This is a genomic window from Marinobacter sp. MIT932201, from assembly GCF_047123295.1.
GTDB lineage: Bacteria > Pseudomonadota > Gammaproteobacteria > Pseudomonadales > Oleiphilaceae > Marinobacter > Marinobacter salsuginis.
Window position 1 is genome coordinate 4,140,689 of record NZ_CP138917.1, and the last position, 26,687, is coordinate 4,167,375.

Annotated in this window: 20 protein-coding genes; 1 reads left to right on the forward strand and 19 read right to left on the reverse strand. The window is 58.5% G+C overall.

The genetic code is table 11. From position 1 onward, the window contains the following. Positions 1 to 5: 5 nt before the first annotated feature. The gene (cysK, locus tag SIC15_RS19015) at positions 6 to 977 is read left to right on the forward strand and encodes a cysteine synthase A (RefSeq protein ID WP_069182244.1); all 972 of its coding nucleotides are present in this window, start codon (positions 6 to 8) and stop codon (positions 975 to 977) included. Between the two features lie 39 nt (positions 978 to 1,016). On the opposite strand, the gene SIC15_RS19020 is transcribed toward cysK, so the two are convergent. The 19 genes from SIC15_RS19020 to tagH form a co-directional block, all read right to left on the reverse strand. After that, a complete protein-coding gene (locus SIC15_RS19020) occupies positions 1,017 to 2,327 on the reverse strand; it encodes a glycerophosphodiester phosphodiesterase family protein (protein ID WP_412536692.1) in 1,311 nt (436 codons plus the stop codon). 93 nt (positions 2,328 to 2,420) lie between these two features. Next, positions 2,421 to 2,678, reverse strand: a complete 258-nt coding sequence (locus SIC15_RS19025) for a YdcH family protein (RefSeq protein ID WP_069182247.1) — start codon at positions 2,676 to 2,678, stop codon at positions 2,421 to 2,423. A gap of 118 nt (positions 2,679 to 2,796) precedes the next feature. Then, complete coding sequence (locus tag SIC15_RS19030; RefSeq protein WP_412536693.1) at positions 2,797 to 3,651, reverse strand: DNA ligase; 855 nt, start codon at positions 3,649 to 3,651, stop codon at positions 2,797 to 2,799. A gap of 76 nt (positions 3,652 to 3,727) precedes the next feature. Then, positions 3,728 to 4,156, reverse strand: coding sequence for a DUF4124 domain-containing protein (locus tag SIC15_RS19035; RefSeq protein WP_412536694.1), 429 nt, complete (start codon positions 4,154 to 4,156; stop codon positions 3,728 to 3,730). Between the two features lie 179 nt (positions 4,157 to 4,335). Next, the gene (locus SIC15_RS19040) at positions 4,336 to 4,737 is read right to left on the reverse strand and encodes a PIN domain nuclease (RefSeq protein WP_412536695.1); all 402 of its coding nucleotides are present in this window, start codon (positions 4,735 to 4,737) and stop codon (positions 4,336 to 4,338) included. Then, a complete protein-coding gene (locus tag SIC15_RS19045; RefSeq protein WP_412536696.1) occupies positions 4,734 to 4,928 on the reverse strand; it encodes a type II toxin-antitoxin system VapB family antitoxin in 195 nt (64 codons plus the stop codon). The genes SIC15_RS19040 and SIC15_RS19045 overlap by 4 nt, the downstream gene beginning before the upstream one ends. A gap of 203 nt (positions 4,929 to 5,131) precedes the next feature. Beyond that, positions 5,132 to 5,770 (reverse strand): hypothetical protein, encoded by a 639-nt coding sequence (locus tag SIC15_RS19050; RefSeq protein ID WP_412536697.1) that lies wholly within the window; start codon positions 5,768 to 5,770, stop codon positions 5,132 to 5,134. Positions 5,771 to 6,134: 364 nt separating this feature from the next. Continuing rightward, on the reverse strand, positions 6,135 to 9,551 hold the full coding sequence (locus tag SIC15_RS19055; protein WP_412536698.1) for a hypothetical protein: 3,417 nt from the start codon (positions 9,549 to 9,551) through the stop codon (positions 6,135 to 6,137). A gap of 15 nt (positions 9,552 to 9,566) precedes the next feature. Further along, on the reverse strand, positions 9,567 to 10,328 hold the full coding sequence (locus tag SIC15_RS19060; protein WP_412536699.1) for a DUF4123 domain-containing protein: 762 nt from the start codon (positions 10,326 to 10,328) through the stop codon (positions 9,567 to 9,569). Next, the gene (locus SIC15_RS19065) at positions 10,300 to 12,405 is read right to left on the reverse strand and encodes a type VI secretion system Vgr family protein (protein WP_412536700.1); all 2,106 of its coding nucleotides are present in this window, start codon (positions 12,403 to 12,405) and stop codon (positions 10,300 to 10,302) included. Before SIC15_RS19065 ends, SIC15_RS19060 begins: the two co-directional genes overlap by 29 nt. Before the next feature lie 116 nt (positions 12,406 to 12,521). Next, positions 12,522 to 16,115, reverse strand: coding sequence for a type VI secretion system membrane subunit TssM (tssM, locus tag SIC15_RS19070; protein ID WP_412536701.1), 3,594 nt, complete (start codon positions 16,113 to 16,115; stop codon positions 12,522 to 12,524). Positions 16,116 to 16,147: 32 nt separating this feature from the next. Next, a complete protein-coding gene (gene tssA, locus SIC15_RS19075; protein ID WP_412536702.1) occupies positions 16,148 to 17,587 on the reverse strand; it encodes a type VI secretion system protein TssA in 1,440 nt (479 codons plus the stop codon). A 34-nt stretch (positions 17,588 to 17,621) separates the two neighbouring features. Continuing rightward, entirely contained in the window at positions 17,622 to 18,269 is a 648-nt protein-coding gene (gene vasI / locus SIC15_RS19080; protein ID WP_222465615.1) for a type VI secretion system-associated protein VasI, read from the reverse strand. Next, positions 18,266 to 19,840: a sigma 54-interacting transcriptional regulator gene (locus tag SIC15_RS19085; RefSeq protein ID WP_412537636.1), complete on the reverse strand. Its 1,575-nt coding sequence runs from the start codon at positions 19,838 to 19,840 to the stop codon at positions 18,266 to 18,268. The genes vasI and SIC15_RS19085 overlap by 4 nt, the downstream gene beginning before the upstream one ends. A 178-nt stretch (positions 19,841 to 20,018) precedes the next feature. Then, positions 20,019 to 22,655 (reverse strand): type VI secretion system ATPase TssH, encoded by a 2,637-nt coding sequence (gene tssH / locus SIC15_RS19090; protein WP_412536703.1) that lies wholly within the window; start codon positions 22,653 to 22,655, stop codon positions 20,019 to 20,021. Positions 22,656 to 22,665: 10 nt separating this feature from the next. Further along, positions 22,666 to 23,493: a type IVB secretion system protein IcmH/DotU gene (gene icmH, locus SIC15_RS19095; protein ID WP_412536704.1), complete on the reverse strand. Its 828-nt coding sequence runs from the start codon at positions 23,491 to 23,493 to the stop codon at positions 22,666 to 22,668. A 3-nt stretch (positions 23,494 to 23,496) separates the two neighbouring features. After that, a complete protein-coding gene (gene tssK / locus SIC15_RS19100; protein ID WP_305966330.1) occupies positions 23,497 to 24,831 on the reverse strand; it encodes a type VI secretion system baseplate subunit TssK in 1,335 nt (444 codons plus the stop codon). After that, positions 24,831 to 25,364, reverse strand: coding sequence for a type VI secretion system lipoprotein TssJ (gene tssJ / locus SIC15_RS19105; protein ID WP_153634063.1), 534 nt, complete (start codon positions 25,362 to 25,364; stop codon positions 24,831 to 24,833). The genes tssK and tssJ overlap by 1 nt, the downstream gene beginning before the upstream one ends. Next, on the reverse strand, positions 25,361 to 26,677 hold the full coding sequence (gene tagH, locus SIC15_RS19110; RefSeq protein ID WP_349342230.1) for a type VI secretion system-associated FHA domain protein TagH: 1,317 nt from the start codon (positions 26,675 to 26,677) through the stop codon (positions 25,361 to 25,363). The genes tssJ and tagH overlap by 4 nt, the downstream gene beginning before the upstream one ends. Between the last annotated feature and the right edge of the window lie 10 nt (positions 26,678 to 26,687).

Genomic DNA, 26,687 nt, shown 5'->3' on the forward strand with positions numbered 1-26,687 from the left:
ACACCATGGCACGTATTTACGAGGACAACTCCCTGTCCATCGGCAACACCCCGTTGGTCAGACTGAACCGCGTCAACGATGGCGCCACCATCTGGGCCAAGATCGAGGGCCGCAACCCGGCCTATTCGGTCAAATGCCGGATTGGCTCAGCCATGATCTGGGACGCCGAAAAACGCGGCACCCTGAAACCCGGTATGACCATCGTGGAGCCCACCAGTGGAAACACGGGCATCGCCCTGGCCTACGTGGCAGCCGCCAGGGGCTATAAACTGATCCTGACCATGCCCGCTTCCATGAGCCTGGAGCGTCGCAAGGTGCTCAAAGCACTCGGTGCAGAGCTGGTACTGACCGAACCAGCCAAAGGTATGCCGGGCGCCATCGCCAAGGCTGAAGAAATCTTTGCCAGCGATCCAGACAATCATTTTCTGCCTCAGCAGTTCCAGAACCCGGCCAATCCCCGAATTCACGAGGACACCACCGGCCCGGAAATCTGGAACGACACGGATGGTGAGGTCGATGTCTTTGTGGCCGGGGTTGGCACTGGCGGCACACTGACCGGTGTTTCCCGCTACATCAAAGGCACCAAGGGCAAGAAGATTGCCACCATTGCCGTCGAACCCGCCGACTCGCCCGTGATTACGCAGGTGATGAACGGTGAGGACCCCAAACCATCCCCTCACAAGATTCAGGGCATCGGGGCTGGCTTCGTACCCAAGAACCTGGACCTGGAAATGGTCGATCAGGTGGAGACTGTCACCAATGAAGACGCCATGGACATGGCCCATCGACTGATGCAGGAAGAGGGCATTCTCTGCGGCATTTCCTGCGGCGCGGCGGTGGTGGCTGCAGTTCGAATCAGCAAGCAGCCGGAATACCAGGGTAAGAATATTGTGGTGGTGCTGCCGGATACGGCGGAGCGTTACCTGTCTTCGGCACTGTTCGCCGACCGGTTTGGTGAACTGGAAAACGTTCAATAGTTGTGAAAAGGCGCAGCATGTTGCTGCGCCTGTTTAGCCTCAGTGCCTGGCCAGCCCCATGCAGTTGGCATAGAACGTAGTGGTTGCCGGCCAGTCCGAGAAAATACCAATCACACCCACCTCACGGGCCAGAACATCAATCACGGTCAGCATATCGCCGTCGTTGTTAATGGCATCGGTCACTGTCTGGTAATACCAGCCGCCTCCGTTTTCCAGTGGGCCGCTGCGCTCAACCGTCCAGGCGATCAGGTCCAGACCCGCGGTACGGGCATTTTCGGCGTACTCTGACGGAACAATCGCACCATAGCTATCAAGCGTCAGCATCGTCCAGAGGGCCGGAGCCAGGATATTCACGCCTTGTGCCTTCAGGCTTTCCGTGTAGGCTAGCGAGGTGTTTTCCGGCGTAGGGGCCGACTGATCGAGGAACACCGCCTGCCGGCCAAAGCGGGGTGTCTCGTCTACCCAGAACAGCACATCGTCCAGATTGAATGACTGGGGCCATACATCCCTCGGCCTGACGCCCGCATCGATGTAATCCTGGATCATCTGGCGGGCATAGTCCTGCTGGCTATAGTCACCCTCAAACGGCATATCCACCACCGGGGTTTTCAGCTCCGGGGTGAACTTGACGCCCAGAGCCTTGAAAAGCTCGATGCTCTCTTTATGGGTCATCAACGTGCCACGACTGGCATAGAGGTCTGTACGCCAGTCGGCCGTGCCAGCAAGATACTCCTCCGGCGTGGTTGCCATGGGGTTATAGGCGTCCATCTTGCCCTTCAGGGACTTGAACTCTGCGAGGGTAATATCACTGGTTCGGCACTCGGCACGGGCCGGTGTGCCCGATGCCGGATCGGCCGGTACAAACGGCTGGGTGCACTTGGCGTTCAGCTCCGGGACCGCGACGATGTTCGTTGTGGTGTGCAGGTCGTTCTGGGCGTGCCGGCAAACCAGTTCACGGTCCTTGGTGAATGCCACATCACACTCCACAATCCCCGCGCCCATCTGCGCTGCAGCAACGTAAGACTCCTTGGTGTGCTCGGGAAACTGCAGAGGGGCGCCACGGTGGCCGATAGAAAAATCCGAGCGCTTTAGATGGCGGGTATTGCAGGACTGCAGGCGCTCCTTCAAGGGGCCCTCATCCATATTATCGACCAGCCAGAACGGCCGAGGCCCCAGGTGGATCGGCTGCTTGTCCGCCGCGCGCTTATGCCAGGATTGGGCAGGCACATCTTTCCAGTCGTCCAGACCGGGCGGCACCCAGGATTCAGGATGGGACTTACCCGGCGCGGCCTGCGCCACAGAGAGGGCGGCCGAGCAGAGCGACAGCCCGAGGATCGTGCGTAACTTCATAACCAGCTCCTTGTGAAATGAATGATACTGCATCACCAGTGTTCACAAGGAGGGTTACGACGGTAAGACGTTTCCGTGAAGGCGGCGTGATACTCAGCTGGCCGTTGAGGCCTCGTATTCACGTATCATTGCGAACAACTGATCCTTGTGGTTCAGCCGTTTCTTTTTTAGCGTTTCCAGATAGTCGTCGGACGTGTTCTCAGCGCCCGTTTCGATGCGATGCACCTCATGATCCAGCTCATGATATTCATCAAACAGCTTGGCGAAGTGAGCGCTGTTAGTTTTCAGAAGGTGGATGGCCTCTTTGTATTCCGGCAGTTCGTGAATCAGATCGTGCTTTTCCAGGGACATTCGTGCAGTCTCCATGACTGTGGGGGATGAGATTAAATTCACTGATCCCACCAGTGTATGGCTCGCTGGTGTGGTCGGTCTTGATCCCCGTCAAGGGGCAGAACGCCTGCACACTCAATTACCGCACAGGTTCATCGTTCCGGATACGAAGAAAGCTGGCAAAGCGAGGCAAACCGGTGGCTGTGAGGCCATAGTACTTGAACGTGATCGTGGTTCCAGGGTCAGGAGGCGAGGCTCTCTCTCCATCGGTGAACCCCGAACCGATCCGGAATTGCCTGCCATCTTCCAGTTCCACCAGCAGTGACCCCATCAGCCCCTCGAATTTGCCCTGGCCCGGCAGGTGACGGACCACTACTGCTTCGGCATCCTGGTACTGTTTCACTTTCAGCAGATCGTTCGAGCGCCCGCTGCGGTAACCACTGCCCCCCAGCCTCAGCATTAACCCCTCTGCTCCGCCGTCGACCGCCTCATCCAGCCGCTGCATCAGCTTCTCATGGGTGCTTGCCCGTTGTTGATCGACCAGCGCCATGTACGGTGATCCAACCTCCTCAATTAATACACGTAGCCGTGCCAGGCGTTGATCGAAAGTTGCCTCCCTATCCGGAAGATCAAACACCATGAACCGAATCCGCTGCCAATCGTCGTCATCTGGCACTTCCCGACGCACCGCCCCCGACAATTCGGCAAAACGGCCACGCCCCATCCAGAGCTCGCCGTCCAGAGGGTGATCCGGAAACCCTTTGGTGAACCATCCTGGCGCCCGGTACTCATAACCGCCACGGGAAAGAAACCGCTCGCCGGTCCAGTATGCGCGCACCCCATCGAGCTTTTCACTGACCCAGTAGCCATCCAGCGACATGCCTTTTTCATACACGTTGGCGAGTGTCAGCTCGGGCGGTTTCGCTGCCGCAATGGGGCAAAACAGAAGGGAAATCAGCACCGGCAGCGCGGCGCTGAACAATCGAAACAGCATGGCAATTCCTTTGCACTCAGTTACCTTTTCCGCAGAGGCCAGACTTTCCTTTCCGGCCCCGATCATCAGCGCCGCGTTATTCGTTTCCGCAAGTGCTTCTCACCTTCTTCCTGAAATCCTCACGAATGCGGGTGTTCTCGGCCTCATTCACATAGACCCGCTCGCCCTGATCGTTGATGTTGTAAAAGGTGGAGACGCTGGCCAGGTGCTTGAGGCGCGCCCGAAGCTTCCTGCACAGTTCTGCTTGCTTCTCCGCTTTCTCTTCTGCCTTGGCACTAGCGGCCTGCCGGGCCTCACGCTCTTCCTGCTGTTGCTCCAGAAACTCGGTCATCTTCTGATGCCGTTCCCGTGCTCCCGCATCCACACTGGCCGGAGCGGCCTTCACCGAGACTTCACTTGGTGCCGCCTTGGCCGGGGGACGGTCTCCGAAATGGGTCTGGCCGTTGGCATCGACCCATTTGTAGACGCCGGCGTTAGCTGAAACCGGGATGAAACAGAGGAGCATTAAAACTACGAATCCTTTCACAGGGTATCCTTTTCCAACTTATTGCTTCCATGGTGCCTTCACGAACGAAGGACTTCTACGCAACTCAAATTTTTATCACCGCAGAGCCCGCTAGCTCCATCAGCCACTGAACAAAAGGCGCCACTAGAGATGTTTTCAGGAATGGGAAGCTCCAGGAGCTATGTTCCTCTCAAGGCAGGCCGAAGTCCAAGGTGGTCAACGAAAGGGATGAAGTCGCGATCAAGAAACAGTAGGGGCAGCTTCTTCTCTATGCAAAATGTCGCGATAATCACGTCAGCAGTCTTTCTAATTGTGATGCCCTTTTTCCGAAGCGCTCGGTAATTGTCGGCGCATTTGGCTGCCATGTCTTTGCCAAACATCTCATACTGCTCAAGCGCCAGGAGGCTTTGTTTCGTCTGGCGATATTGCCTGTCGTTGCGGATGCCTTGCAAGATTTCCAGAAAAATGAGGTCTCCAATAGCGACAGATCCCTGAACTATCGAGGCATCCAGCAAGTCAGTTTGCGGGTTTTTCACGCCTTTGAAATAGTCTATCCATACGCTGGTATCCACCAGTATCATCGGGCGCTCCGCATTTCATCCAGATCGCCTTCCCACTTGATTTTGCCACGCAGCTTCCGAATCTCCTGCTGCTTGCTGAGCTGAACCAGGAGTTTCAGACCTTGCTCAACGGCTTCTTTTTTGGTTTCGCAGCCGGAGGCTTTAAGGGCCTCGGACATTAACTGATCATCAATAACAATGTTGGTTCTCATGCCGCACCTATGTGTATACCTCCAACCATCTATACACAAACTACCATTCCATAGAGAACATAACAATCGCCTTTAAAGCGACCGATTTCCCGTCAATTCAAGGCTCAAAACCGACCCTCGCAAATGGTTTCAACCCGGTTTTAATCCAGTTTTGGCGTAAAGCCTGGCAACTTTGCTTTGCCGATCAGCCAGATCTTTGAGACCTACACCATCGCGGCCTCGTTCAGATTCGGAACGCTGTACTGCATCTGGTCTTCCAGCCTGTCCCATGGGAAATTCCGGATTTTTTCCATATGGGCGGGATAGCCCTCTTTCTCCCACCGCTCCAGGTCCAGAGTAGCCCAGTAGTCGGCAGGGCGTTGGCGTTTGCCCGCCGCGTCGTACTCGGCGGTGGTGGGATCCAGGTGGCGGTAGGGTTCCAGGGCCGGAATGTCTGGCAGAGGCTGGCTGACATCCATGTAGCGCTGCAGTTCGTCCCAATGGGCGTAAAGTTCCACTTTCTGGGTGCTGTGCACTTCGGCAACCGCCGTCTGCCAGCCGCTGTAACGATGACGAAGCTGTAGCTTGTAGCTCACAGGGCCTTTGGGCTGGACGTGGTAGGAAATGTAGGGATCGAACTCGATAAACGGCGCCTCAAAGGTTTCCTCGCGCCAGGTTCGGAATTTGACCATGCCGGTGGGGCGGAAGAAGCCGCAGCCCAGGTCTTTGACGATGAAGTCCGGGTTACGCTGTAGGAACCAGGCGAAGGGGTAGCGGAAGAAGAGATGGAGACACACAACGGCAACGATCGGAAAAGTGCCATGAACCAGTCCGTCAACAATGCCAGCCTTGAGTACAACCACCAAAAATGTAGCAATTGCGCAAAAAAGCCAAAATTTGAACATTGATGAATCAGCGAATCCACCCGCTAGCATTAATAGCATCTGCCAGCGGCTCTTAATCAAGTCTTTCGGTTTTTTTTGATGTGTCCATGACCGATTTTCAGGTAGCTTTTTGCCACTACTAATTTTCTCTTGAAGGCCTTGGACATACTTAGGGCGCTCGTGAATATTGAGATAGCTGTACTGCCCCCATGGCAGCCGCTCTACTAGATCGCTCCCTTCAAGCGCCTTCACAAACCCACCTGGATTCTCCAGCGGTCTCTGGCGGGGGATTCTGAACGACCTAAAAGCTGACTGGCTGTAACTGCTCATTTCTTGTGACTGACTAGCGTTGCCACTCAACGTCGAGATCCTCCATGATATGGGCTACTTGCTGCTTTTCGTAGGTTTCGCTTCCTCGCCGCCAGACATCAACGTCGAAGATCAGAGAGAGACGCTTCACCGAATAATGCGTAACAATTCTTTCGTGTCGGCCACCAAGTACCAAGTCTGACAATTGCGTACGACCAATCATAAAGTCGATAGCGTTACGCTTTTCGTCGAAATCGTGTTCAATCCCGCTGATCATCCGACCAGATCGACTGCCAAGATGCAGCTTCATCAGGCCTCCCGCCGGATTCTTCCCCACAATCCGGAAATGCTCTTGCTCCCAACTGAGTTCCATTTCAATTTCCGCAGGCTCACCTGTTATCGCTAGGGCAGGACTAGCAAAAGTCAGAATACTTTCCGCTTCATTCTGCCATTTTGACAGACCATGGTTATCAAGCCAGTCGTTTAAACCTTCAGTCGGTAGTCGTTGAAATGAGACCGGCGTCATAGCTTTGATGAGTTCAATGTAAGCCACGGTTTCAGATTCAAGCGTCGGCTTCTGATCCGCCGAATCGCCAGAAAAGGGGCCGGAGCGAAGCCATCGGCTCACGGCGTCATCACTCAACCGGTAATAAACGGCCTCACCTATCACATAAATCCCAAAGCCCAAGGCTGTTACCCAACCAGAGGCAACAGTGCCCGTCCAGCGAGCTGCTGCTGGTATCAAACGACCTAGCGCATTTCGTGCAGCTAGCATAGTGGAACGCCGCATTGCTCGAGTCGCCGCGGGTGTCAACAAACGCGCGGCAATCACATCTGAACTGGTCATAGTGGCAACGCCGCCAGCTTTAACGAACTGTGCAACCCCTAGGCCATGACGCCCATTAACGAAAGAGAACACCGAATCGACAACCATCAGGGTAACAGTGAACATACCGGCCACCCAGCCATAAGCCTGGAGCTTACTGCGAGTTACTTCCTCTGCGGTCTCATCTGCCACATTGACCGTATTGGTAATTGCGGTGAACCACTTGGCTTCGCTTTTCAAGTTTTTAATCTCAGCTGCGATCCGAGCAGAGCGCTGCGGCACAAGCGCTGCCAACTGCGCAGAGCTCACTCCCAAGTCTGCAAAGGCACTCAAGAAACCTGTCACATTACGCGTATTAACGTTATCCAGTGCTTCAACACTTCTCCACAAGTTCCAAAGGTCAAAAACCACCAATACCCCAGGCAATCCCCCCGGATGCGTCGTCACCTGATGCATAAACCGCTTGACCGGTTGGTGCTTTACAACACCATCAAACATGTCGACATCACTCACCTTCAATGCCGCACCAACTGCAGCCCCGGAGGTCAGTGTATTCCCCTGTTCGTCCAGCACCTCCAGAACAATGTAGGTGCGCCCTTGGTCCGCTCCTTCCAGCTGCAACGTGGTTCTACCGGGAATGGCTGCTTCGGCAAATCCTTCAAAGGCACTCTTGATTCGATTGATGTCAGCTGTGAATGCTGCCCCCCGCAGTGTCAGTTCAGTTTGAACCTGGGTGAGCCACCACTGGGAAATTTCACCGGCAACGCTGGAGAAAGCCGAAGTCCCACGGCCAACAAAGCCCGCTATCGCCTCACCATCCGGCGCCCTGGTTTGCGCCTGGTGATCCGCCATGCTGCGCAGGACATTGGGTTCCAGCGCTCGCATATCCTGGCTGCGGTCCTCGAGAGCCTCGATCAGGGATTTCAGATTGAGCAGGGTCGCGTCTCCAACCCGGCATTCGTCCGATCGGCTTTGGAACGGCAGTAACATGACACCCAGAGGATGCTCGCCTGTCGCAATCTTCAAAGCCGTTGAGGCTGCTTCGTCGTTTCCGTTCGCACCCGTTTCCTGCGGAAGGACCAGTGGGTCGGCGCGGTGCGCTGGCAACGAGAGCACCTGCAGCAACGGCCCGGTCTGGACATACCCCGCGGCCGCATTGCCCGATTCCAGCGCAAACAGATCCCGCAGGGTGGCAGTCAGGTTTTGCGGACGCTCGTCGTTCAGCAAGCGCAATAACGCGGCTTGAGCTTCTGAGAGAAACTCCCGCAAAGCCGCTCTTTCGACGTCATAGAGTGTCCGCTTGAGTCGACCGTCCTCACTATCGTCGATTCGGTTGTCAAACCAACCACTGTCAAAATAGAGAGGGTTGGCTGAACCATCGGGGAGAGTTTCGCGGCGGAAGTTGTTGTGGAACAACTCAGCAGTGACACCAAACGGGCGTTTCTTGACGTTGTCTACCAGCGCCAGCATAAGCGCCAGTGCGGCGTTCATTTGCTGGGCCAGATGGCGGGCCCCCTGTAGGGTGTCTCTGAGGTGTAATGTGATCAGATGGCGATCCCGAAGCGGCCCGAAAACATCGGTGCCAGGCTGTATTGTCGGCAATGGCTCATTTTGCAAATGAAGTTGGCGCCAGCGCGGATAGAGCGATGGCGTTTCAATGAAGTAGTCTGCGTCCACCACGGGCTCATCGGCTTCGATGGCATCACGCTGCGCAGTGAGCGCCTCTTGCGCCTGCTGTAACTTAACGCCACCAACGTCGTGTAACCATTGTCCCGGGAAGGTAACGTCCGATTCTATCGCACTGTCACGGGCTCGCATGGCCGGCATGTCATCCAGACGCTTCCAGTCGCCGTCCAGGTTCGGCTGGCCCTCGAGAAAGGCCCGGATCGCCCTGGCGGAGCGGCAGCGTGTTGCAATCAGACCGGCATCCCGCTCCAGCGCCCTAATGTATTCCCATGACCACTGCGTTTCGCTGAACGCAAGATAAACCTCGCTGTAAACATCTGCACCATTCAGGCGAGCAGGCACGTGAATAACGTCCAACTCAGGGCCAATTGCTTTTCGGTCATTGGCCGCTTCAGGTGAGACTGCGCGAGCTTGTTCAACAGAGGTATCCCGCAAAACCGGTGCTGCAGACTCTCTGGTGACAACCGACAGTTCCCGCCAGAGGCGACCTCGGAAAAACACGTAGACCCACCCGGTTCGCAACGGTGCGCCGATGACTTCCTCATAGCCACTCATTGGCCGCGGATGTGTCAATTCTCCCGCATCGCAGAAAAGGGTGGGATGAAGCGACACCATGAGACTGTCCTGGTAACGCCTCTGAGGAGCTTTCAGAGCGTAAGGGCCGATAGACTCCCCGTCGATTATGGGCACGTTTATTGTCTCGTCCCCTGTCAGTCGAAGAACCAGCGAGCGTTTTTTAGGTTGTTCAACATGGCCCGCGAGAATCGGCCCCTTGCGGCCCGTGTGTTTCTGGCAGACCTCAAGAGGTGTGACAACGTCATTACCGCCTTCTCTGACTTCGCTCAGAACGTATTGGTGACTGGCAAGTGATTGCTGCCCCGTCAGTTCCAGCCAGAACGTCTTTGAAGGGGCGCACGAAGGCGCTTTAACAGCTGACATGCTTTGAAATCCCTTTCATGATGATTCGCGAAACGCTATCCATTGCGCCTCAAGCTCGCCTGATTGATCGTCCCAGGCCAACCCCGAGTGCCATTGATTGGCGATAAAACGAGTAAGCGTTGTGGCATCTGCCTGCCGATCCCCAGCTACATAATGCAAACAGGCAGGCCAGCCAGCGACCCAACTCAGCAGGCGCTCAAAATCCCGGCCGTAATGGTTTCTTGCCGGTTGAGCCGAGTCTGTTGCCTCGAAACCGGACCACTGCACACGGTTCTGGAGATCGACAGACCAGATCCAGGTACTTTCGGCCGTAATCAATTCCGCCATTTGCCCGGGCTGACAGGCGGATAACACCTGAAGAAATCGGGTGTCGTAAGGTCTAAGAAGGCAGGGGCCAGCCGTTTCCAGTTCAACCTTCAGCACTGAGCGCAAACTGGCAACGGCTTTATCAATGTCACTTTCGGTAAACAGAAACAGCAGCCCCTTTTCAGCCCAGTTTTTCAGGGCACGCCGACAGAAAGCACTGTCAGCCACCGTATCAATGACGATTGGCCCTGCATCTGCCAGGGGTTCTAGTGGACTGTTCTCAAACAACCAGCACCAGTCCGGATCATGGCATTCGGCATACAAGGCACTGGTAATTTCATGCTCCGAAAACTGGGCCGCATCAACAATTAAAAGGCAACGCTGACTCGGCTGAAGCTGCAACTCACGAATGACCTCCTGAAAGGTATCCAGGCATTCGCGGCTAGGCAACACAGGGGCAATGGTCGACATCGCAGCTTCCATCCTGTTTTTTCTGGCAGGTTTTTGTTGCTGGTGCGCGCTCTGCAGCCGCTGTCAGGACCGTGTTGCGATCCACTCGTTCGGCCATTGGCCGCTGCCTCACCTCCGCCACTTCAACCGGCGCCACAACCCCACCAGTCTCGCTCACCAACCCCGGCATCTCCGGCACCAACACCTTCTGACCACTCCCCTTACCCGGAGCACCTCCAGCATTCAGTTTGATCGCCGCGCCTCCCATGGCCACGCCACTGGGATCAATCTTCACGAAGCTGCCACCCGCCTTGAGAGTGATTTCAGCGCCGGCCTCAATCACGGCTTTCTGACCGGCCTTGATGTGCAGTTCGTTGCCCGAGTCGGTTAGCCAGGCGGTGCCGGCTTTCAAGTGCAACGTACCAGTGACGTTGAAACTGCGGTCTTTGGCGGTTTTTTCCCGTTTTTCACCGTCCACCTTGGCGTGGTCATTGCCTTTGATGTGAGCCCTCTGTTCGTTTGCCACGGTCAGATGGCTATCGTTCTTGATGACTTCAGTGCGGTTGTTTCTCGTGAGCAGTGCAAGGTCTTTCTGAGCGTGAACATAAATCTGTTCTTCGCCGGCTTCGTCTTCAAACCGCAGCTCGTTGCTGCCCTCGCCCTTGTGGGTTTTGGATTTCAGGGTGGTGCGGGTTTTATGCTCCGGCAGCGCATACGGTGGCGTGTTGGTGGCGTGCCAGGTTCGGCCGGTGATGATGGGCTGGTCCGGGTCTCCGTCCAGGAAGGAGACGATTACTTCATGACCGATCCTCGGCAATGCGGTGAATCCATACTGGCCGCCGGCCCACTCCTGGCTGACTCGAAGCCAGGCACTGCTGTGTTCATCGTTGGCCCCATAGCGATCCCAGGGAAACCTCACTTTCACCCGTCCGTACTGGTCACAATGGATTTCTTCGCCTTCCGGGCCGGTAACCATGGCCATCTGGGGCCCGTCCATCAGGGGTTTGTGCTCACACAGCGGCCGCCAGCTTCGGTCTGCGGGGATGGCGCTAAAGTGGTTGCCGTAGCGTGTCGGTTCGCTGCCACCCTCTTCTTCCAGGGCCTGAGGTTGAGAGCCGGTGTGGGTTAGCGCCGTGAGCAGCCAGTCGCGGTTCAGGATTTCATTGTCGTGGTCGGTCAGTGCCACCCGGGCACCAGGTGCAAAATCCGGGCGATTGCTTTCACCAAAGGCCGTGCTGACGTCACTGCGCAGGGCCTGAAGCCTGGTTTCAGTGAACGGCCGACCACTGGCGTCCTGTTTAAAGCGGCCAGGGTAGTCGTAGTGCTGGTAGTCCGCCCGGTGGAGGATCTGGTCGCCAGCTTGTTCATGCATCAGGGCGTAAGCTGGGTTTTTGAAGGTGTAATCCTTCATCGCGACCGAAGCGGGGCGCACCCGCTCCCGATACGCAAACCGGAACACACAGGGCCTTCGGGCACTCCCTCCTGCTTTTCCGTTGTATGGGGCAGCCTCAAGCCTGGGCGAATCGCGATGATGATCGGCAAAAATCAGTGCAGGTGGCTCCTGGCCATCCAGGCCACCATGCTGGTAGCGGTAGTGCCAGCCTTCCTCCGCAGCCAGGCGTTCGACAAAGGCCAGATCGCTTTCCCGGTGCTGGACGCAGTATTCCCGCTCCTCAGGACCGCGTTTAAGGTCGAAGACGGTATCGACGATCCCACGCTCCTCCAGCAGGGTACGCACAATCTCATCCGTGCCCCGGTTCTGGAAAATACGGCTGTTGTGCATCAGCGACAGGCGCCAGGGCGGTGGCCGAAACACCAGTTCGTAGCGGGTACGTCGATGGCCGGAATCTCCACGGGCGAATTCGCTGACTACACCGGTAAAACGGCGCAGTGGTACCCCATCCTGCCAGACCACCAGGTCCACCGGTTGCTCCAGCACATTCGAGGCGACAACAGATGGATCGGTACTGGCCAGGTCAATACGTCCCTGAAACAGCTCGGACAGTCGTTCTGTCAGCGCAAAGCCAACAACGGAAAAGTGATCAGAGGGGAATTCGCCTATGGTGGCGGTGAATTGCAGTCCGCTTGCCTGGGGCATGTCTTCGGTCCCTGAAGAAGAAAAAAGTCCGGGCTTTCGCACCATCCTGTGCGAAGGCCCGGCCCTGATGAAAACGTCCTGCTCTCATCAGGGCGGTCCTGATTTAATTCGAGAGTTTAATACAAGCTACGGGGTATGCGGTACCCCGCCAGTAGTGGCTGTGTGAACGGGTTGGTATTGCTGGCCGCATGCAGGCGATAACGCATATCCCCATCATCAACCCGGAACCGTACGTCCACCGCGCTGCTGCTCACGCCGGTAATGTCGGCTTTATCGAGCAGTCGGAACAGAGCCCAGGGGCCGCTTTCCGACAGGCTTCGGGGTGAACGGTTCACCTGGACAGGCACCAGAGTAATACGGCTCTCAACAGAGTCTCGCAGGGTGTTGGGCCAGACCAGGGGAATGCTCTGGCGCGGCCCGTGGCTGAATTCCACCAACTGGCCGTCCACGTTAACCACGCTGCGGCGCTTGTTGGCTGAGAGGTTGAGCGGTTCCAACGAGAACTCCACATCCAGGGAGCCACCCCGGGTAAAGTAGGCCCTTCTGATTCGGTCGGCATTTTCCAATGACGTCAGTACCGCACCGCGCACCAGTCCCGCTCGTCGGGCATCGCCTACCTGTTCGGGATGATCCTCAAGGAACAGTTTCAGGTTGTCTTGATAGAAGGCGTCCAATACGCCGCCCGGGGCAAAAAACCGTTCGAAGTCCTGCAGCGCAACATCCCGCCCGGAGTCCGGATTAAACGGATAATGGCGGGCCAGATTCTGCTGGAAGGGCTGATACACTTCCCGATACCACTCACGCTCCAGCTGCGCCACCGCCTGGTCCAGAACCACTCGCCAGCTTTCCGTGGCCAACCGGGTCAAAAGCCGATTTAGGGGCTCGGGCTGATTATCGGCCATACGCTGCAGTGTGAAGATCGGGTCCGCACCCTGCAGGCCCATACGGGCCCGGGCAGCGGCCAGTGCAGCCTTGCCCTTGTCTGGCGCTTCCTGGATGTTACGCATGTACTCGTGAAGCTCCCCGACCACCAGCATGATCTGTTCAAGTCCGGTTGGCTGATCCCCATTATCCCGGGTCAAATCGTTGAGCTCCGCAAACTGGCGTTCAATATCCTGCAGCATGCGGAAATGGGGCGACTGCTCCAGAAGCTCCCGGGCTGCGGCACTCTCCACTTCGGCGGAAGGCACAAGACGCGTGTTATGGCGAACCTGCCCGAGGAGGCTTGCCAGAGGCTCGTGGCCACTGGTCAGGCTCTCGAGAATGCGTACGCCGTGGTTCAGGTCCTCAAACCGCTGGATATCGATGCGGCTCAAGGCAGTACGCCAGGCCTCGGCGTAGTGCTCAGCATAGAGGGTCTGCAAACTGGCCAGCAGTCTGGCTTCATCCGCCTTGCTGAATTCAACGTTGTCCCTGCGACCCAAAACCCAGGCGTCCACAAGGGCCAGCTCCGTAACCGAGCCGGATTTACGCAGGAACCATTTTTCCAGCCCCTCCCGGGTCAGCAACGCGGGGATGGTCAATGGGTCTTCCTCCCCCGATCCGTCAGATACGACCGGCTCGCCATAGCCATCTACCCGGGTGAACACCGTGCTGAATGCCGGCCCGGATTCCCGGGCCAGTTCCAACGGTGCCCGGAATTCCTGTTCTGCTTCAATTTCCAGATCCCGGTAGACCCGTTCTGGCGTGGCAACCCGTCCAAGCTCATGCTGCGCCCATTGGACACTGCTGCGGAACGGCGCCAGGGTCATAACTGCAACCGCATCTCCCTCTTGGGTGAGACGCGCCAGATCGGTATGCGCCATGGCATAGTCCAAATGACCCATGAGCCTCTGCTGCAGGTCGCTCTGGCCGGGAAACGCCTGCTGCCAGTAGTTCTGCATGTATCGGGTCACAATATCGGTCCGACGACCACTGGCGTCATACAGCATGCGCAACACCCGCAGATGCTCCAGGCGCTCGGTGCTATTGTCCGGCGCCTGGCCCATCTCGGCCATCACACCGAACATCAGCGCCGGCAAATACTGGTAGGCCAGCATATCCAGGTAGGACTTCTCCACTTCCGGCCCCACCTCGTGGCCACGGTACAGACCCATATCACTGAACAACGGCCAGTTCCGGCGATGATCGCCAAAGGCCAGGGTCGCCTCACGAAGTTCGTCCAGCGGGCCGAGCAGGTTCCGGCCGGTGTTGTCCGGCTCAAAGCCCACCGGCTGCCAGTTATCGATGAATCCCTGAACACGGTTTTCCACAGCGGTCGCGGCCTCTGCATTCCTGATAAAGAAATGCTGCCAGCCGGCGGTCATACCCGCACCGGCACAAATGGCCACCACGGCGGCCACGGCCAGCCGGCGTTGCCGGGACTGAATCACCCGCCGGTTATCTCCGGCCAGGCCGGCCTCCGGGTAGATGATCTTGGGAAACAGTTCACGGGTAAACAGATTGGCGGACTGCCCTGACCGTTGAGCCGGCTGAATGGGCTCGGCAACCTGATAGTTGGCGGCGGCGGCTGAGACAAAGGCATCCTCCGGCACGCCTTCCTGCAACACCGACGTGAAGAAGGTGCCACGCACCATCGCTGGCGTCGAAAACACATCTGCCGACAGCAGGTCAGTCAGGAACTGCTCCAGAACAGGCTTCAGGCCGGCGAGCTGGCGGGTGAAGGAATAGGCCGCTGCCCGTTCCTCGGCATCCCGGGTATTGGCCAGAACATCCGGCAGGCGATCAGTAAGCCGCTCAACCAGGGCTGTGTATCGATCAACGAATTGGCTCAGCCAATCGTCACTGTCCATCTGATTTTCGAGGCTGAAGGTAAAGCCGAGGGCCCGGTCCTTCTCCTGCTTGCTCAGGGTCCGCACCAGCGGACCGAAACCGTAGAGCAGGTCCATCTTGGTGAAGGTGACATACACAGGCAGGCGCGAGCCGATCTGCTCCATCAGCTCCCGCAAGCGCGTACGCAAAAGGATGGCCCGATCCCGCCTCTGGTCAGGATCCGCAACGCTCAAACTGGCCAGATCGATCGTCAACACCACACCATTCAGGGGACGTTGCGGGCGATTTCGCTCAAGCCAGGCAATGAAATGATTCCAAAGACGCTGCTGGATCTCAGCGCCAGCGCCCTCACCCTGACTCTGGCTCAGCAGTTCACCATCCGGATCGATAAGCACGCCTTCATCGCCGATCCACCAGTCAAAACCGAAGGCATTGCGATCGCCCCGATTGTTGCGGGTGACATTGGTGAGCGTGTAGGTCTGTCCGGAGCGTTGAATCAGGCTGGTCTTGCCGGCATCTTCAAGCCCCATCACCAGATACCAGGGCAGCCGGTAAATGCCTTTGCGGCCCGGAAGGTTGCTCTTCAGGGCCGCCAGTTGTCGATCCAGCAGGCGCTGCTGCTTGCGCTCCATGGGCAGTATCGGATCTTCCTGTTCCTTCTGCGCCTCGGACTGTTTGACATTCACCTTGCGCAGACGGCGCGCCAGCACCATGCCCCACACCATCGCGACCACAAGGACAACGCCCAGGGTAACGAGGGCCCGCATCTGCCAGGCCGCCAATGGAAACTCACCATTCACCTGCCAGCGCGGCCCCAGCCACCAGGTGGCAGCCAGCAAGGCAATAACGCCCAGTGTCAGGGTGACCGGGGCTGCGTTTTTTAGGTATGGCAGAAGCCAGCGACCGATGAGTAAAGCTTTTCTCCACATGGTGTCCATTCCTGCTGTGATTCCTTGGTGTGTTCCGGGGATCAGCCCAGCTTTTCAAGCTGTCTGATCAGGGCGGGCTCCCAGTCCTCGAGAGCCAGCCCACGAACCTGCGTTTGCAGATCCTGAACCTGCTGCGTGGCCAGTGATTTCAGGCCCGCGTCTTTCATTAATCGGGCGCTGGCAAGGCGCCAGTAAAAGCGGTCTCTTGGCTCTCTCGCTTCCGCCAGCCCCTCTTCCAGGAGTTGCATCGCGGCAGCCAGTCCCTTTTGCGCGACCAGCTCCCGGGCCTTCTCGTAAGTCTGCTCCCAGGCGTTGGCGCCGCAGGCGGAACCACCGGTCGCTGGCACGGACCAGAGCCACTCTTCCGCCTCCCGGGAAAGGAACGGGGTGCCATTGTTGAATGTGAGCTCCGGCAACTGGGCAAGACGCTCAACAAACTCCTTTGTAGACACACGGATGGCTTCAGCACAGGCATGGTGGCCCAGGGCCCCGGCTACCCGGGCACTTAACCAATGGCCGTCGAGCCAGAACGGACTGACCGACAGGCTCTGCTCGATTTTCTGCCACAACGCCAGATCTGCTGATTTTTCCAGGGCTTCCCGATAATCGGCCACACGATCGGCACTTACGGCGGCAAGATCGGTCCGCTTTCCGTCCCGTGTCGGTGGCACCGTAGCGATGTTCTGCCAGATAGCGTAACGGCGAATCTGGTATCCCAGAGGCTGATCCGGCTCTGCCTCGGTAAGCATGTCCGCAACCTTCAGAAGACTCTGTCGGGTTGCCCTTTCGTCACCGGGATCCAGGGTGAGCGATCCCAGGGAAGGCTTTGGCTGTGCGGGCTTAGGCTCTGGCGTTTCCGTACCGGAATCCTGGTTGGCCTGCTGCCCTGCCGATGGACGGGGTTCGGGGGCTGACGTGGCGTCGTTCACCCTGGGCAGCTTTTCAACCGCCCGTCTGAGATCCTGCAGCGACTCGCCCGGCAATTCCAGGCTATCGGCCTGGTCCACCAGTCTGGCAAGAAGTTCAAGGCAAAAAGCCCGACCGTCGCCAACACTGCCATCGAACGCCAGGGCGTCTACACCCTTGCCGGCGCGCTGAAGCATCTGGGTGAACATCATCTTGCGGGCCCGCTTGCCCTTGTCCCCAGGATACGGCCAGGCCTGTTCCCACCACTCATCCAGGACGCAGTGCAGCAGGTACAGAGACAGGGCGAACCGTTCCCCGTCGCCTCCACGTTGCAGGGCGATCAGCAAAAAACCCAAAACTTTCAGATCCTTGCTTCGGTCTGAAAGAATTGTCAGCGCATCGCTTTCCACCTTGCTCCAATCGATATCGTTATGGGCCAGCGAGCCCACCTTCATGATCTCGTTTTCCAGAAACTCGAGCGTTGCATCGTCTCCGAGTGCCTCGCCGACACCGGAATCGCCGGGCAATGGTGAGACGACCTGTTCAACGTAGGGATGTTGCTCAATGATCTGCATGTTGCTGTCCTGAATCACTGTGTTCACCCGGGATCTACCAACCACAGGCCTCGCGTAGCGGTTCGATCGCCCGGCGGTATCCCGAGAGATCAAACAGCAGGCCGTCAACGCGGCTGTTGGGCGAGTCGATGCGGGCTTCTGTGCGGTTGATCATGGCTTTCACGGTACGAATGGCTGGCAGTCCCCGGCCGCCGCTGAGTACGAAACCGTTGTCCCGCACCCGCCAGACAGTCTGTTCCCGGCCAAATCCCAGTTGAACCCGCTCCTGGTCCATTGCCTTGGGCAGCATCAGCGTCAGTTCCGTGATGTTGTTGTGGCACTGAAGAGCCAGCAGCGGCCTGGGAGGTTGAACCCCCAAAGCCGGAACCGTCACCAGCTGGCCAGCGGCTTTTCCGGTATCCCGGTAGAGCACGCCAGCACCGGCATTCTTGCCATCAAGGCTGGCGTAAGCCTGCCGCCATCGCTCGGATCGGCGTGCATCCGGAGCGTTGAATTCCACGACGGCTGCCGCCAGGGGAGTGCCAAAGACCTCGTCAAAGCAGGCTAACCGTTCAAGTCGCTGGGGCTCACTGGTACAGGCCCGGGCATCTTCAAGCTGGCCAGCGCAGGCATGGGAGACCAGAAAAGCCAGAGCCCATGCCCCGACAACTCGACCGGTTAATCGCAGGTTGCGGTGACTCATGACTCTGCCACCTGATACTTCAGACACTTATGGGCAAGGGTCCGCTTTGGCAGACCGAGGCTTTCCGCCGCCTGGGCCCGGTTGCCACCATACTGGCGCAAACGCTCACGAATAATTGCCGCCTCAAAGGCCTGTGCTGCGGCTTTAAGATCCCGGATGTCTTCCACTGCGGGCAGATCAACGGGATTTCTGTCTCCGACATCCCATGGTGCGCTGGTCCAACCATCTGATGACTCTTCAAACAGGTCATTTATCCTCAGAACTTCAGGCTGGATATCATCTCCGCCCGGGGTCTGCAGACAGGCCAGTTCAATGATGTTGCGCAGCTCACGGACATTGCCCGGAAAATCGTATCCAGCCAGCAGGTGCAGGGCGTGGCTGGAAATTCCCATGGGCCCGCTACCCTCACGCTCGGTATACAGCCGAATGAAATGACGGCTCAGAGATTCGAGGTCGTCGGGGCGTTCCCGCAAGGGCGTCACCCTCAGCGGAAACTGGCTCAGGCGGTAAAACAGATCCCGCCGGAAGCGACCGTCTTCGATACCTGTCTGGAGCGGTTGGTGAGTGGCCGCTACCAGGCGAAAATCCGAATGCTGTTCCTTGCGGGCCCCGAGCGGGCGAAACTGACGGCTCTCCAACACCCGGAGCAGCTTCGACTGCAGGGCCATGGGCATGTCGCCGATCTCATCCAGGAACAGGGTGCCGCCGTTGGCCTGCGCCAGAAGCCCCTGTTTGTCCTGGTCGGCACCTGAAAACGCACCTCGGGTATGCCCGAACAGTTCGCTTTCCAGAAGGGTATCCGGAATGGCGGCGCAGTTGACCACCACCATCGGGCCCTCGGCCCGGTCGGACAATTCATGGATACCGCGGGCGACCACATCCTTGCCACATCCGGTTTCACCCTGCACCAGGACGGATAGCTGACTGCCGGCGGCCCGGACGATCTGGGCCCGAAGGCTGGTCATGGCCTGTGAGTTGCCGACCAGGGTTCGGGCCAGTTGTTCGCAGCGGGTGCGAACGCTTTCGGCGTCGTGCAGATGATCCAGTGACCGCTTGAGCAGGCGGCGTTGCCAGACCTGATCGCGGCTCTGAAGCTGGGTAATCCATTGATGAACGAGCAGTTGCCGCAAGCCTCCATACAGAGGTTGGCCGGTAATACCGTCCCAGTCGGGTTCGTCTCGACACAGAACAAGTATTCCCAGGGTTCGGCCATCATTGCCGGTGAGGGGCTCGAGCCACAGGGAGCGCGGCCGATCGCTGGCCTCGAACAGGGCCTGGAAGCCGACGTGGTCCAGGCGGTAACTGGCGGCACGGGTAAGTTCACGGGCTTTGCCGGTTTGCAGCACGTGGGCAAAGGGGTGGCTGAAGTCGCCGCAGTCGAATTCGCCGTGTTCTGCCAAATCGCTGCAGTGCAGGGTTCGGCCACTGAGGTCGAGTTCGAGCGCCCAGCAGCGGGTCAGCCCGAAGGCTTTTTCCAGCTGCTTTGTGGCGGTTTTCAGCAGGTCCGGCAGGTTGTCCTGCTGGATCAGGGCTACCGCCAGGTCAATGCCGGTGTGCAGTTCCATCTGCATCCGTCCCATGGTTCTCTTCCCTAAGATTTTTATGCTTTTGTGTTCGCCAACCGCACACCGTGCGGATTTGCTTTCCAAAACACGCCGTGAATACGTCCCTGTAGGCTCCGCTCCGCCATCCATGGCTCCGCAGGGTTTTGGAAAGCAAATCCCCACGCCGCGCTACTTTGGAGTGTCCCTAAACCACCATTCCCGTAAATCTGGCATCTTCAACACCCAACATGACCTTCGTAACCGACTCCCTCGCCGCCAGTTTCTCCAGCAACGCCAATGAAACCGGCGGCAAAAGCTCACCCTCTATGATCGACTCAAGCATCCTTGCGCCGTTTTCGCTTCTTGTCGCACGGCTACGGATGGCATCGATCAGGCCGTCCTGAAGTTCCACTTCGGTGTGATAACGGGCCTTGATCTGGTTCGCCAGGCGCTGGAGTTTGTCGCCAACGATACGGTTGAGGGTTTCCTCGCCCAGGGGTAAATAAGGCACCACTTCCATCCTTGCCAACAAAGCGGGCTTGAAGAAGTTGGCCAATTCCGGGTATAGGGCCTCTTCCAGACTGGCCGGGGACTCGGCGTGGTTGACGATGGTCTGGTAGCCGAGGTTGGAGGTAAGGAAGAAGACGACGTTTTTGCAGTCGATCAATCGGCCTTCACCGTCGGCCAGTTCGCCTTTGTCGAACGCTTGGTAAAACAGGTTGAGGACTTCCGGATGGGCTTTTTCGACTTCGTCGAGCAAGACCACGGAGTAGGGTTTCTGTCGGATGGCTTCGGTGAGGATGCCGCCTTCGCCGAAGCCAACGTACCCCGGCGGTGAACCGATTAGCCGAGAGACGGTATGTTTCTCCTGGTACTCGGACATGTTGATGGTGGTCAGGAACTGGCGGCCGCCGTAAAGCAGCTCTGCCAGTTGCACCACGGTTTCGCTTTTGCCAACGCCACTCGGGCCAACCAGCAGAAACGCGCCCATGGGGCGACCGGGCCGGCGCAGGTCGGCGCGGGCGGTGAGCAGGTGCTGGTGCAGGCAGTCGATGGCGGTGTCCTGGCCTTTGATGTGCTCCTGCAGATACGCCGGCAAATGGGTGATTTTTTCCAGCTCGTCGGTGGTCATGCGGTTGACCGGGATGCCTGTCCAGTCGGCGATGACTTCGGCTACCTGGCGCGCGTCGACGCGAGCGTGGACCAGCGGTTCGTCGGCCTGGAGTTCCAACAGCTCCTGCTCGATCGCCGCGGCTTCGCTCTTCAGATCCGGGCGTTCTTCGTGGTCGGCTTCGGCCAGCTCTGCGGCCTCAGTCGTTTCCACCTCGGAGTCTGTCTTTAGCAGGCGCTCACGAATGTCGACCAGTTGGGCGACCAGTTCCCGCTGGTCGTTCCAGCTCCGATCCAGGGCTTCGGCTTCGGCGGTCAGATCGCTCATCTTCTGTTCCAATGCCCGCTCGTGCTCGGCATCCACGCTCTGACCGAGGGCATGCTCCCGGTTCATCAGGTTCTGCTCCATCGCCAACTGGTGCAGCTGGCTGCGCACGTGGCTCAGGCGCCGGGGCGGCATACTCAGATTCAGGCTGACTCGGGCGCAGGCGGTATCGAGAACATCGATGGCCTTGTCCGGCAATTGTCGGCCGGCAAGATAACGGGCGGACATTTCCGAGGCGGCTCTCAGGGCGCTGTCGGTGATCAATACCTGATGGGCTTTTTCGTAGACAGTGCGAAGGCCACGGAGGATATGCACGGCCTCGCTCGGTGTCGGCTCGTCCAGGGCCACGGGCTGGAAACGTCTGCTCAGGGCGGGGTCTTTTTCGAAGTATTTCTTGTACTCGCGCCAGGTGGTGGCAGCGATGGTGCGCAGCTCGCCCCGGGCCAGAGCCGGTTTCAGCAGGTTGGCGGCGTCTGAGCCACCTTCGCTGTTACCAGCGCCGATCAGGGTGTGGGCTTCGTCGATGAACAGGATGATCGGCGTGGCGGAGCCTTTGACCGCTTCAATCACGCCTTTCAGGCGTTTCTCGAACTCGCCTTTCACCGAAGCACCGGCCTGCAGGGCGCCCATGTCCAGGGTCCAGAGCTCAACGTTTTTCAGGCGGTCGGGCACATCGCCATTGACGATGCGCAGAGCGAGGCCTTCCACCACGGCACTTTTGCCCACGCCGGCGTCGCCCACCACAATAGGATTGTTCTTGCGACGGCGGCAGAGGATGTCGATCATCTGGTCGATCTCGGCGTCACGGCAAACCACGGGGTCCAGTTTGTCCTCCCGGGCCAGTCTGGTGAAGTCGGTGGCGTAGCGGGTGAGCGGGGCCATATCGGCCTGCAGGGTCGGCTTGTCCGCGCCGTATTCCGCCAACTGCGGGCGTTCGACGGATCCGCTCGTCAGCCGGTCAAATTGCTTGCGCAACTGCTCACGGTTGATGTCCATCAGTGCCTTTGCCACCCGGGGCATCAGGTATCGGTCGGCATTCATCAGCAGGGCGAGGAATACCGCGCCGGAACGCAATTCGGTGTGGCCCAGTTCGGTGGAAGCAAGCAGCCAGGAATCCTGCATCAGCTCTACTAACAGCGGCGAGAAGGATGGATAGGGCTCAGCGCTTTGCGCCTCGCCGTGCAGGCTGTCGCCCACCAGCGGTTGCAGTTGCTGATGCTCAATGCCGGTGTGCTCCATAATCTGGCGCACGTCGGAGAACGGCGTTTCCAGCAGTTTGAACAGCAAATGGGCCGGGGTAATCTCGGCGCCCTGACGGCTGATGCACAGGGCGGCTGAGGCTTCCAGGGCCTGGCGTGAAATGTCGTTGAGGCGCCCGATCAGCGCCGGCAGTTCTACCCGAATCACGTGGATATCCTTATTTCGGTAGTTGGTCGAGTACGCGCAGTACGTCCGTGATGCGCTCGTTCAGTGCCATGTTGTAGAGGGAGTAGATTCCGGCCATGGCCGCCACAAACAGACCAGCGATGCCCCAGACGGGCATGCCGCTGCGCAACCGGTTCCGGGTTGGTGTCACGTTCGCCATGGCCTCCGATAGAGGCTCCAGGTCCTGCTCCTCCCTTAAAGCTCTAAGTTGTTCGTGCAGGCCCCGGACAATCTGGTCGTATTCATCCCGACCGTTTTCCATCACCTTGTACCGGCCTTCAAAACCCAGACAGAGACACAGGTAGATGAACGACAGCATGTCACGATAACGGGCCGGTTCCTGCTCCATCCGGGCAAGAATGGCAAACACCTTTTCCCCACCCCAGGTCTCGTTGTGAAAGCGGGACAGCAGCGAGTGCTGTGACCAGACGCTGTGGGCGCCCCAGTCAGTTCCCAGCACTGCCTCGTCGATGAGGGCGCAGAGGACATACCGGTAGGCGACAACAACCGGCCGATCGTAACCCTCCTCCACCAGTTCCCGATCGATGGCGCCAATCTCATCCACCACCTGCTGGTAGAGGGTTTCCACCGCGCGATACTCTGCCAACCTGCGTATCCTGATGACCAGGCCAAGCAGTGGTGTGGCCGCGTCAATCAGACGGTTATGTTCCAACCCTCTGAGCTGGAACTGCTGGTCGACCCGGCCGTCCCTGTTGCCCTCACCTCCTCTCTGGCTGTCGGCAAAAATCAGATCACTGAACACACGGCTGCCGGAATTCCTGCTGCCATTGGGTAAGTCCATTACCTGTGCATCTGCCATGATTTAGCTCCTGATTGCCCAGAACTGCATTTCCATGCCCGGGAAACTGCCGGCCACGTGGAACGCGAAGCCGCTGGCGTTGTCGAGCATTTGCCAAGCCTGGCTCTGGTCGTCCAGGCGGAAGTACACGAAGCCGGCGTGGTAAGGCAACTGCCGGGGTGCAACCGGTAACGCAGCGAGCGGAATCCCCGGCAGCTGCAGGCTGATGAGGTCGCGGATTTTTTCCACGGAGGCCACCTTGCACTGCTGGGTGAACTGTTTGCGCAGATCGTCCAGCGGCATGTCGGCTTTGACCGCAAGAATGAATTCCGCATCCCGGACCAGCTGGGCATCCTGAACAGGAGCAACGGTCAGGCCGAACTGGCGCTGCTGGAGCTGGATAGCCAGGGCCCTCGGTTCCAGCACCGTACTCAGGGACTGCCGCAGAACCTGCATGAGCGGGCTAAAACAATCCTCAGGCAGATCGTGGTCATAGGCCGGATACTCCCTCGGCAAGCGCCCTTCATCGGTGAAGGTCACCAGCTCACCACAAAGTTCAAGCAGGGCTTCGAACAGCCGCTCGGGATGCAACTGACGCAGACGGGCCAGGTGCATGAACCTGGGATGAGCCCGGTTCAGCATCTGCAGCAACATAAAGTCCGCCACGTCGGCAACGCCGCCTTGCCCTGGGGCTCCGACACGCTCGGCGATATTGCGTGCCCGCTCCCGCATCAAGCCTGCCATTTCACCGACGAATCGCTGCAGCCTGGGTGCGGCTCGCACACTCAGCATGGTGGGGAGGAAGTTCGGATCCATCACCAGGCTTCCGTCCGGGCGCTTTTCAAGAATCCGGCCGATCGCCAGGGCTGCATAGGCGCTACGATCTTCCCGCTCCAGCATCAGGCGGGGCGCCACTCGGCCCACATCAATGGTGTGGGCATCGCCGTCGATCGAATGCAGGTCCCGGATTTCCCGGGAATCTGCTCGGAACCGACCGGCTACAGGCGCGTCTGGCCATTCCACTTCCGCCAGGCTTTCACTGCCCAGCGGCAGCGCCAGATAGACGACCTGATTGGCCACTGAGGCATCGGTGATTTCCATCGGCTCCGGCATCACATCGTCCTGGGGAAGGCTGAAACGAGTGCCATCCGGGAATAGCCCGGATGCCCGAACCAGGCCAACCCGGCCGAAACTGAGGTACTCCGAGTTCAGTTCCAGGTCGCTGAAGCCGAACAGATAATCGGAGACCGCGAGCGCCCGCTCATTGATCTGGTGTTCCAGGTATCGCTGCTGTTGCTGGAAGTGTTGGGGCTTGATAAACAGGCCGTCACTCCAGACGACTCGATTGGTTACTGCCATCAGGTATCATCCGAATGCTTGAGTTGAACTTCCCGCTCCCGCAGGTTCACCAGCAGGTTGTAACGGCCCCCGATCGGATCCACCTTCACCACCTTTTTCCACTGGGACAGGTTGGGGTAGGCGTAAAAGGCAATGACGCCGATAAATCGGGTGTCCTCGCCAATTTCGAAGGGTTCGATGAACTTGAACTGGCCCGGCACCAGGGAATAATCGCTGTGGTCCACATAGTTCTGGCCCAGGGACGACTCCAGGTCGCTCAATAGCTGGTCGAAATCCCCGGCCATCAACAGTGAGCTGTCGCGCATCTCGATGATCTGAAAGGCAATGGGCGTGGGCGCCAGGGATTCATTCGGGTTTACATCCGGTTCAGCCACCATGGTCAGACCGACCCGGCTGGGCAGATCCTCAGGGTATCCAACCGGGATATCCGGGTCCCAGAGCACTTTTGCGGTTTTGGTGACCGCGTTATAGGGGGTGCTGCATCCGGCAAGCACGAATACGATGGCCAGCAAACTCCATTTGCAGGTCTTCACAACGGGTTCTCCCTCTGTAGTTGGCGCAGGTTCTGGTCGTAAGCCTGTTCGAACACTTCCTGGAACAAACGCTCGAATCCCTGCTGACGACTGGATTTCAACTCTCGGTAATAGTGCTGGTACATATCCCAGGCCCAGCGTCCCTCGTCCTCGTTCTGGCGTAGTCCCCGACGGTAACCATGGAAACGACGCAGCAAAGCCTCGGGAGAAAAGGCGTGCAGGATGGCCTCCAGCGCCTCGCTGATGGCGTCACGGGTTGCCTGCTGGTGCTGATTCAGGCTCTGCAGACTCTCCCGGACTGCTGCCGGCGCCGACAGGTGAACCGGGCTGCGGTGGCTGGCGAACAGGGTCTGCACGGTATCTTCGTAACCCTCACCCAACCGCAGTGGATTATCCTCAATGGGTTGCAGGCGGGTTCGCAGCGCCTGATGCCGGCTGTCTTCTCCCTGGTGCAGTGCCAACAGCCCTTCCACGGTCGCCTTCAGTGTCTGCCCCGCTTCCTCCAGGAACAGACGCATCTCATCGCTGTCGGCAAAGTCCAGCCCGGCTTCCATACCCCGCAACAGGGGAGCACCACTGATGTGTTTACTGCTCTTATCTGAAGGCTCCTGGCGACCAGCGCTCTTTGCAATCTCAGACATCCTGTCTTTTTCTCCTTTGCGAACGGGCAGGCCCATCGCTACGTCTCGGTTTTCACGGTACTCATCCGAAACCTCCCTTTCAGCGGCGCGCCAGGAGGTCTCGCTGGCCATCAGCGCGTCAGGATCCGACGTCTGTTCGTCCGGCTGATCGTTCCAGGGTGCCAACGGGTCATCACTGGCTGCCTCCCCGGCTACCCGGCCAAAATTCTGCAGCGGCTCCGGGTCTGGGGTCGGTCCGGTTGAGCTCTCAGCTCGCAGCAACGGTCCTTCATCGACATTAACCAGTTGCCCGGCCCGCTCTGCTTCACCTCTCTCCAGCAAAGGTTCACCAAAACCCTCGGCCATCTCCGCACGAAGTTGATAGCGGCCAATGCTGACGGTATCACCAGGATTCAGTCGTGCCCGACGGCCCCGGCCGACAGGCTGACTGGCGCTATTGATGTAGGTCCGGCCACTGCGATCGATCAGGCAGAAACCGCCATCCAGAAACCGGATTTCCGCGTGGCCGGGAACCGCACCCGTTCGATGAGAAGATAACCGCCAAGTATCACTGGCTGCGGTGCCGATGGAGCCGCCTCGAACGCTGAAACAGTGCTCTGCGGTAACCCCACCGCCGGCAACGGTCGGATTGGTGACGGTCAGTTTCAGGCCCTCGGCCTTTGGTTCATCCATGAATACCTTC

What these genes read in the sequence shown, in the direction of transcription:
- SIC15_RS19065 (WP_412536700.1), bottom strand. Translation starts at nt 12,405, where the DNA reads ATGCCCCAGGCAAGCGGACTGCAATTCACCGCCACCATAGGCGAATTC.
- tssM (WP_412536701.1), bottom strand. Translation starts at nt 16,115, where the DNA reads ATGGACACCATGTGGAGAAAAGCTTTACTCATCGGTCGCTGGCTTCTG.
- tagH (WP_349342230.1), bottom strand. Translation starts at nt 26,677, where the DNA reads ATGGATGAACCAAAGGCCGAGGGCCTGAAACTGACCGTCACCAATCCG.
- tssK (WP_305966330.1), bottom strand. Translation starts at nt 24,831, where the DNA reads ATGGCAGTAACCAATCGAGTCGTCTGGAGTGACGGCCTGTTTATCAAG.
- cysK (WP_069182244.1), top strand. Translation starts at nt 6, where the DNA reads ATGGCACGTATTTACGAGGACAACTCCCTGTCCATCGGCAACACCCCG.
- SIC15_RS19020 (WP_412536692.1), bottom strand. Translation starts at nt 2,327, where the DNA reads ATGAAGTTACGCACGATCCTCGGGCTGTCGCTCTGCTCGGCCGCCCTC.
- SIC15_RS19035 (WP_412536694.1), bottom strand. Translation starts at nt 4,156, where the DNA reads ATGCTCCTCTGTTTCATCCCGGTTTCAGCTAACGCCGGCGTCTACAAA.
- icmH (WP_412536704.1), bottom strand. Translation starts at nt 23,493, where the DNA reads ATGGCAGATGCACAGGTAATGGACTTACCCAATGGCAGCAGGAATTCC.
- tssA (WP_412536702.1), bottom strand. Translation starts at nt 17,587, where the DNA reads ATGCAGATCATTGAGCAACATCCCTACGTTGAACAGGTCGTCTCACCA.
- vasI (WP_222465615.1), bottom strand. Translation starts at nt 18,269, where the DNA reads ATGAGTCACCGCAACCTGCGATTAACCGGTCGAGTTGTCGGGGCATGG.
- SIC15_RS19055 (WP_412536698.1), bottom strand. Translation starts at nt 9,551, where the DNA reads ATGTCAGCTGTTAAAGCGCCTTCGTGCGCCCCTTCAAAGACGTTCTGG.
- SIC15_RS19040 (WP_412536695.1), bottom strand. Translation starts at nt 4,737, where the DNA reads ATGATACTGGTGGATACCAGCGTATGGATAGACTATTTCAAAGGCGTG.
- SIC15_RS19025 (WP_069182247.1), bottom strand. Translation starts at nt 2,678, where the DNA reads ATGTCCCTGGAAAAGCACGATCTGATTCACGAACTGCCGGAATACAAA.
- SIC15_RS19030 (WP_412536693.1), bottom strand. Translation starts at nt 3,651, where the DNA reads ATGCTGTTTCGATTGTTCAGCGCCGCGCTGCCGGTGCTGATTTCCCTT.
- SIC15_RS19085 (WP_412537636.1), bottom strand. Translation starts at nt 19,840, where the DNA reads ATGCAGATGGAACTGCACACCGGCATTGACCTGGCGGTAGCCCTGATC.
- SIC15_RS19045 (WP_412536696.1), bottom strand. Translation starts at nt 4,928, where the DNA reads ATGAGAACCAACATTGTTATTGATGATCAGTTAATGTCCGAGGCCCTT.
- SIC15_RS19060 (WP_412536699.1), bottom strand. Translation starts at nt 10,328, where the DNA reads ATGTCGACCATTGCCCCTGTGTTGCCTAGCCGCGAATGCCTGGATACC.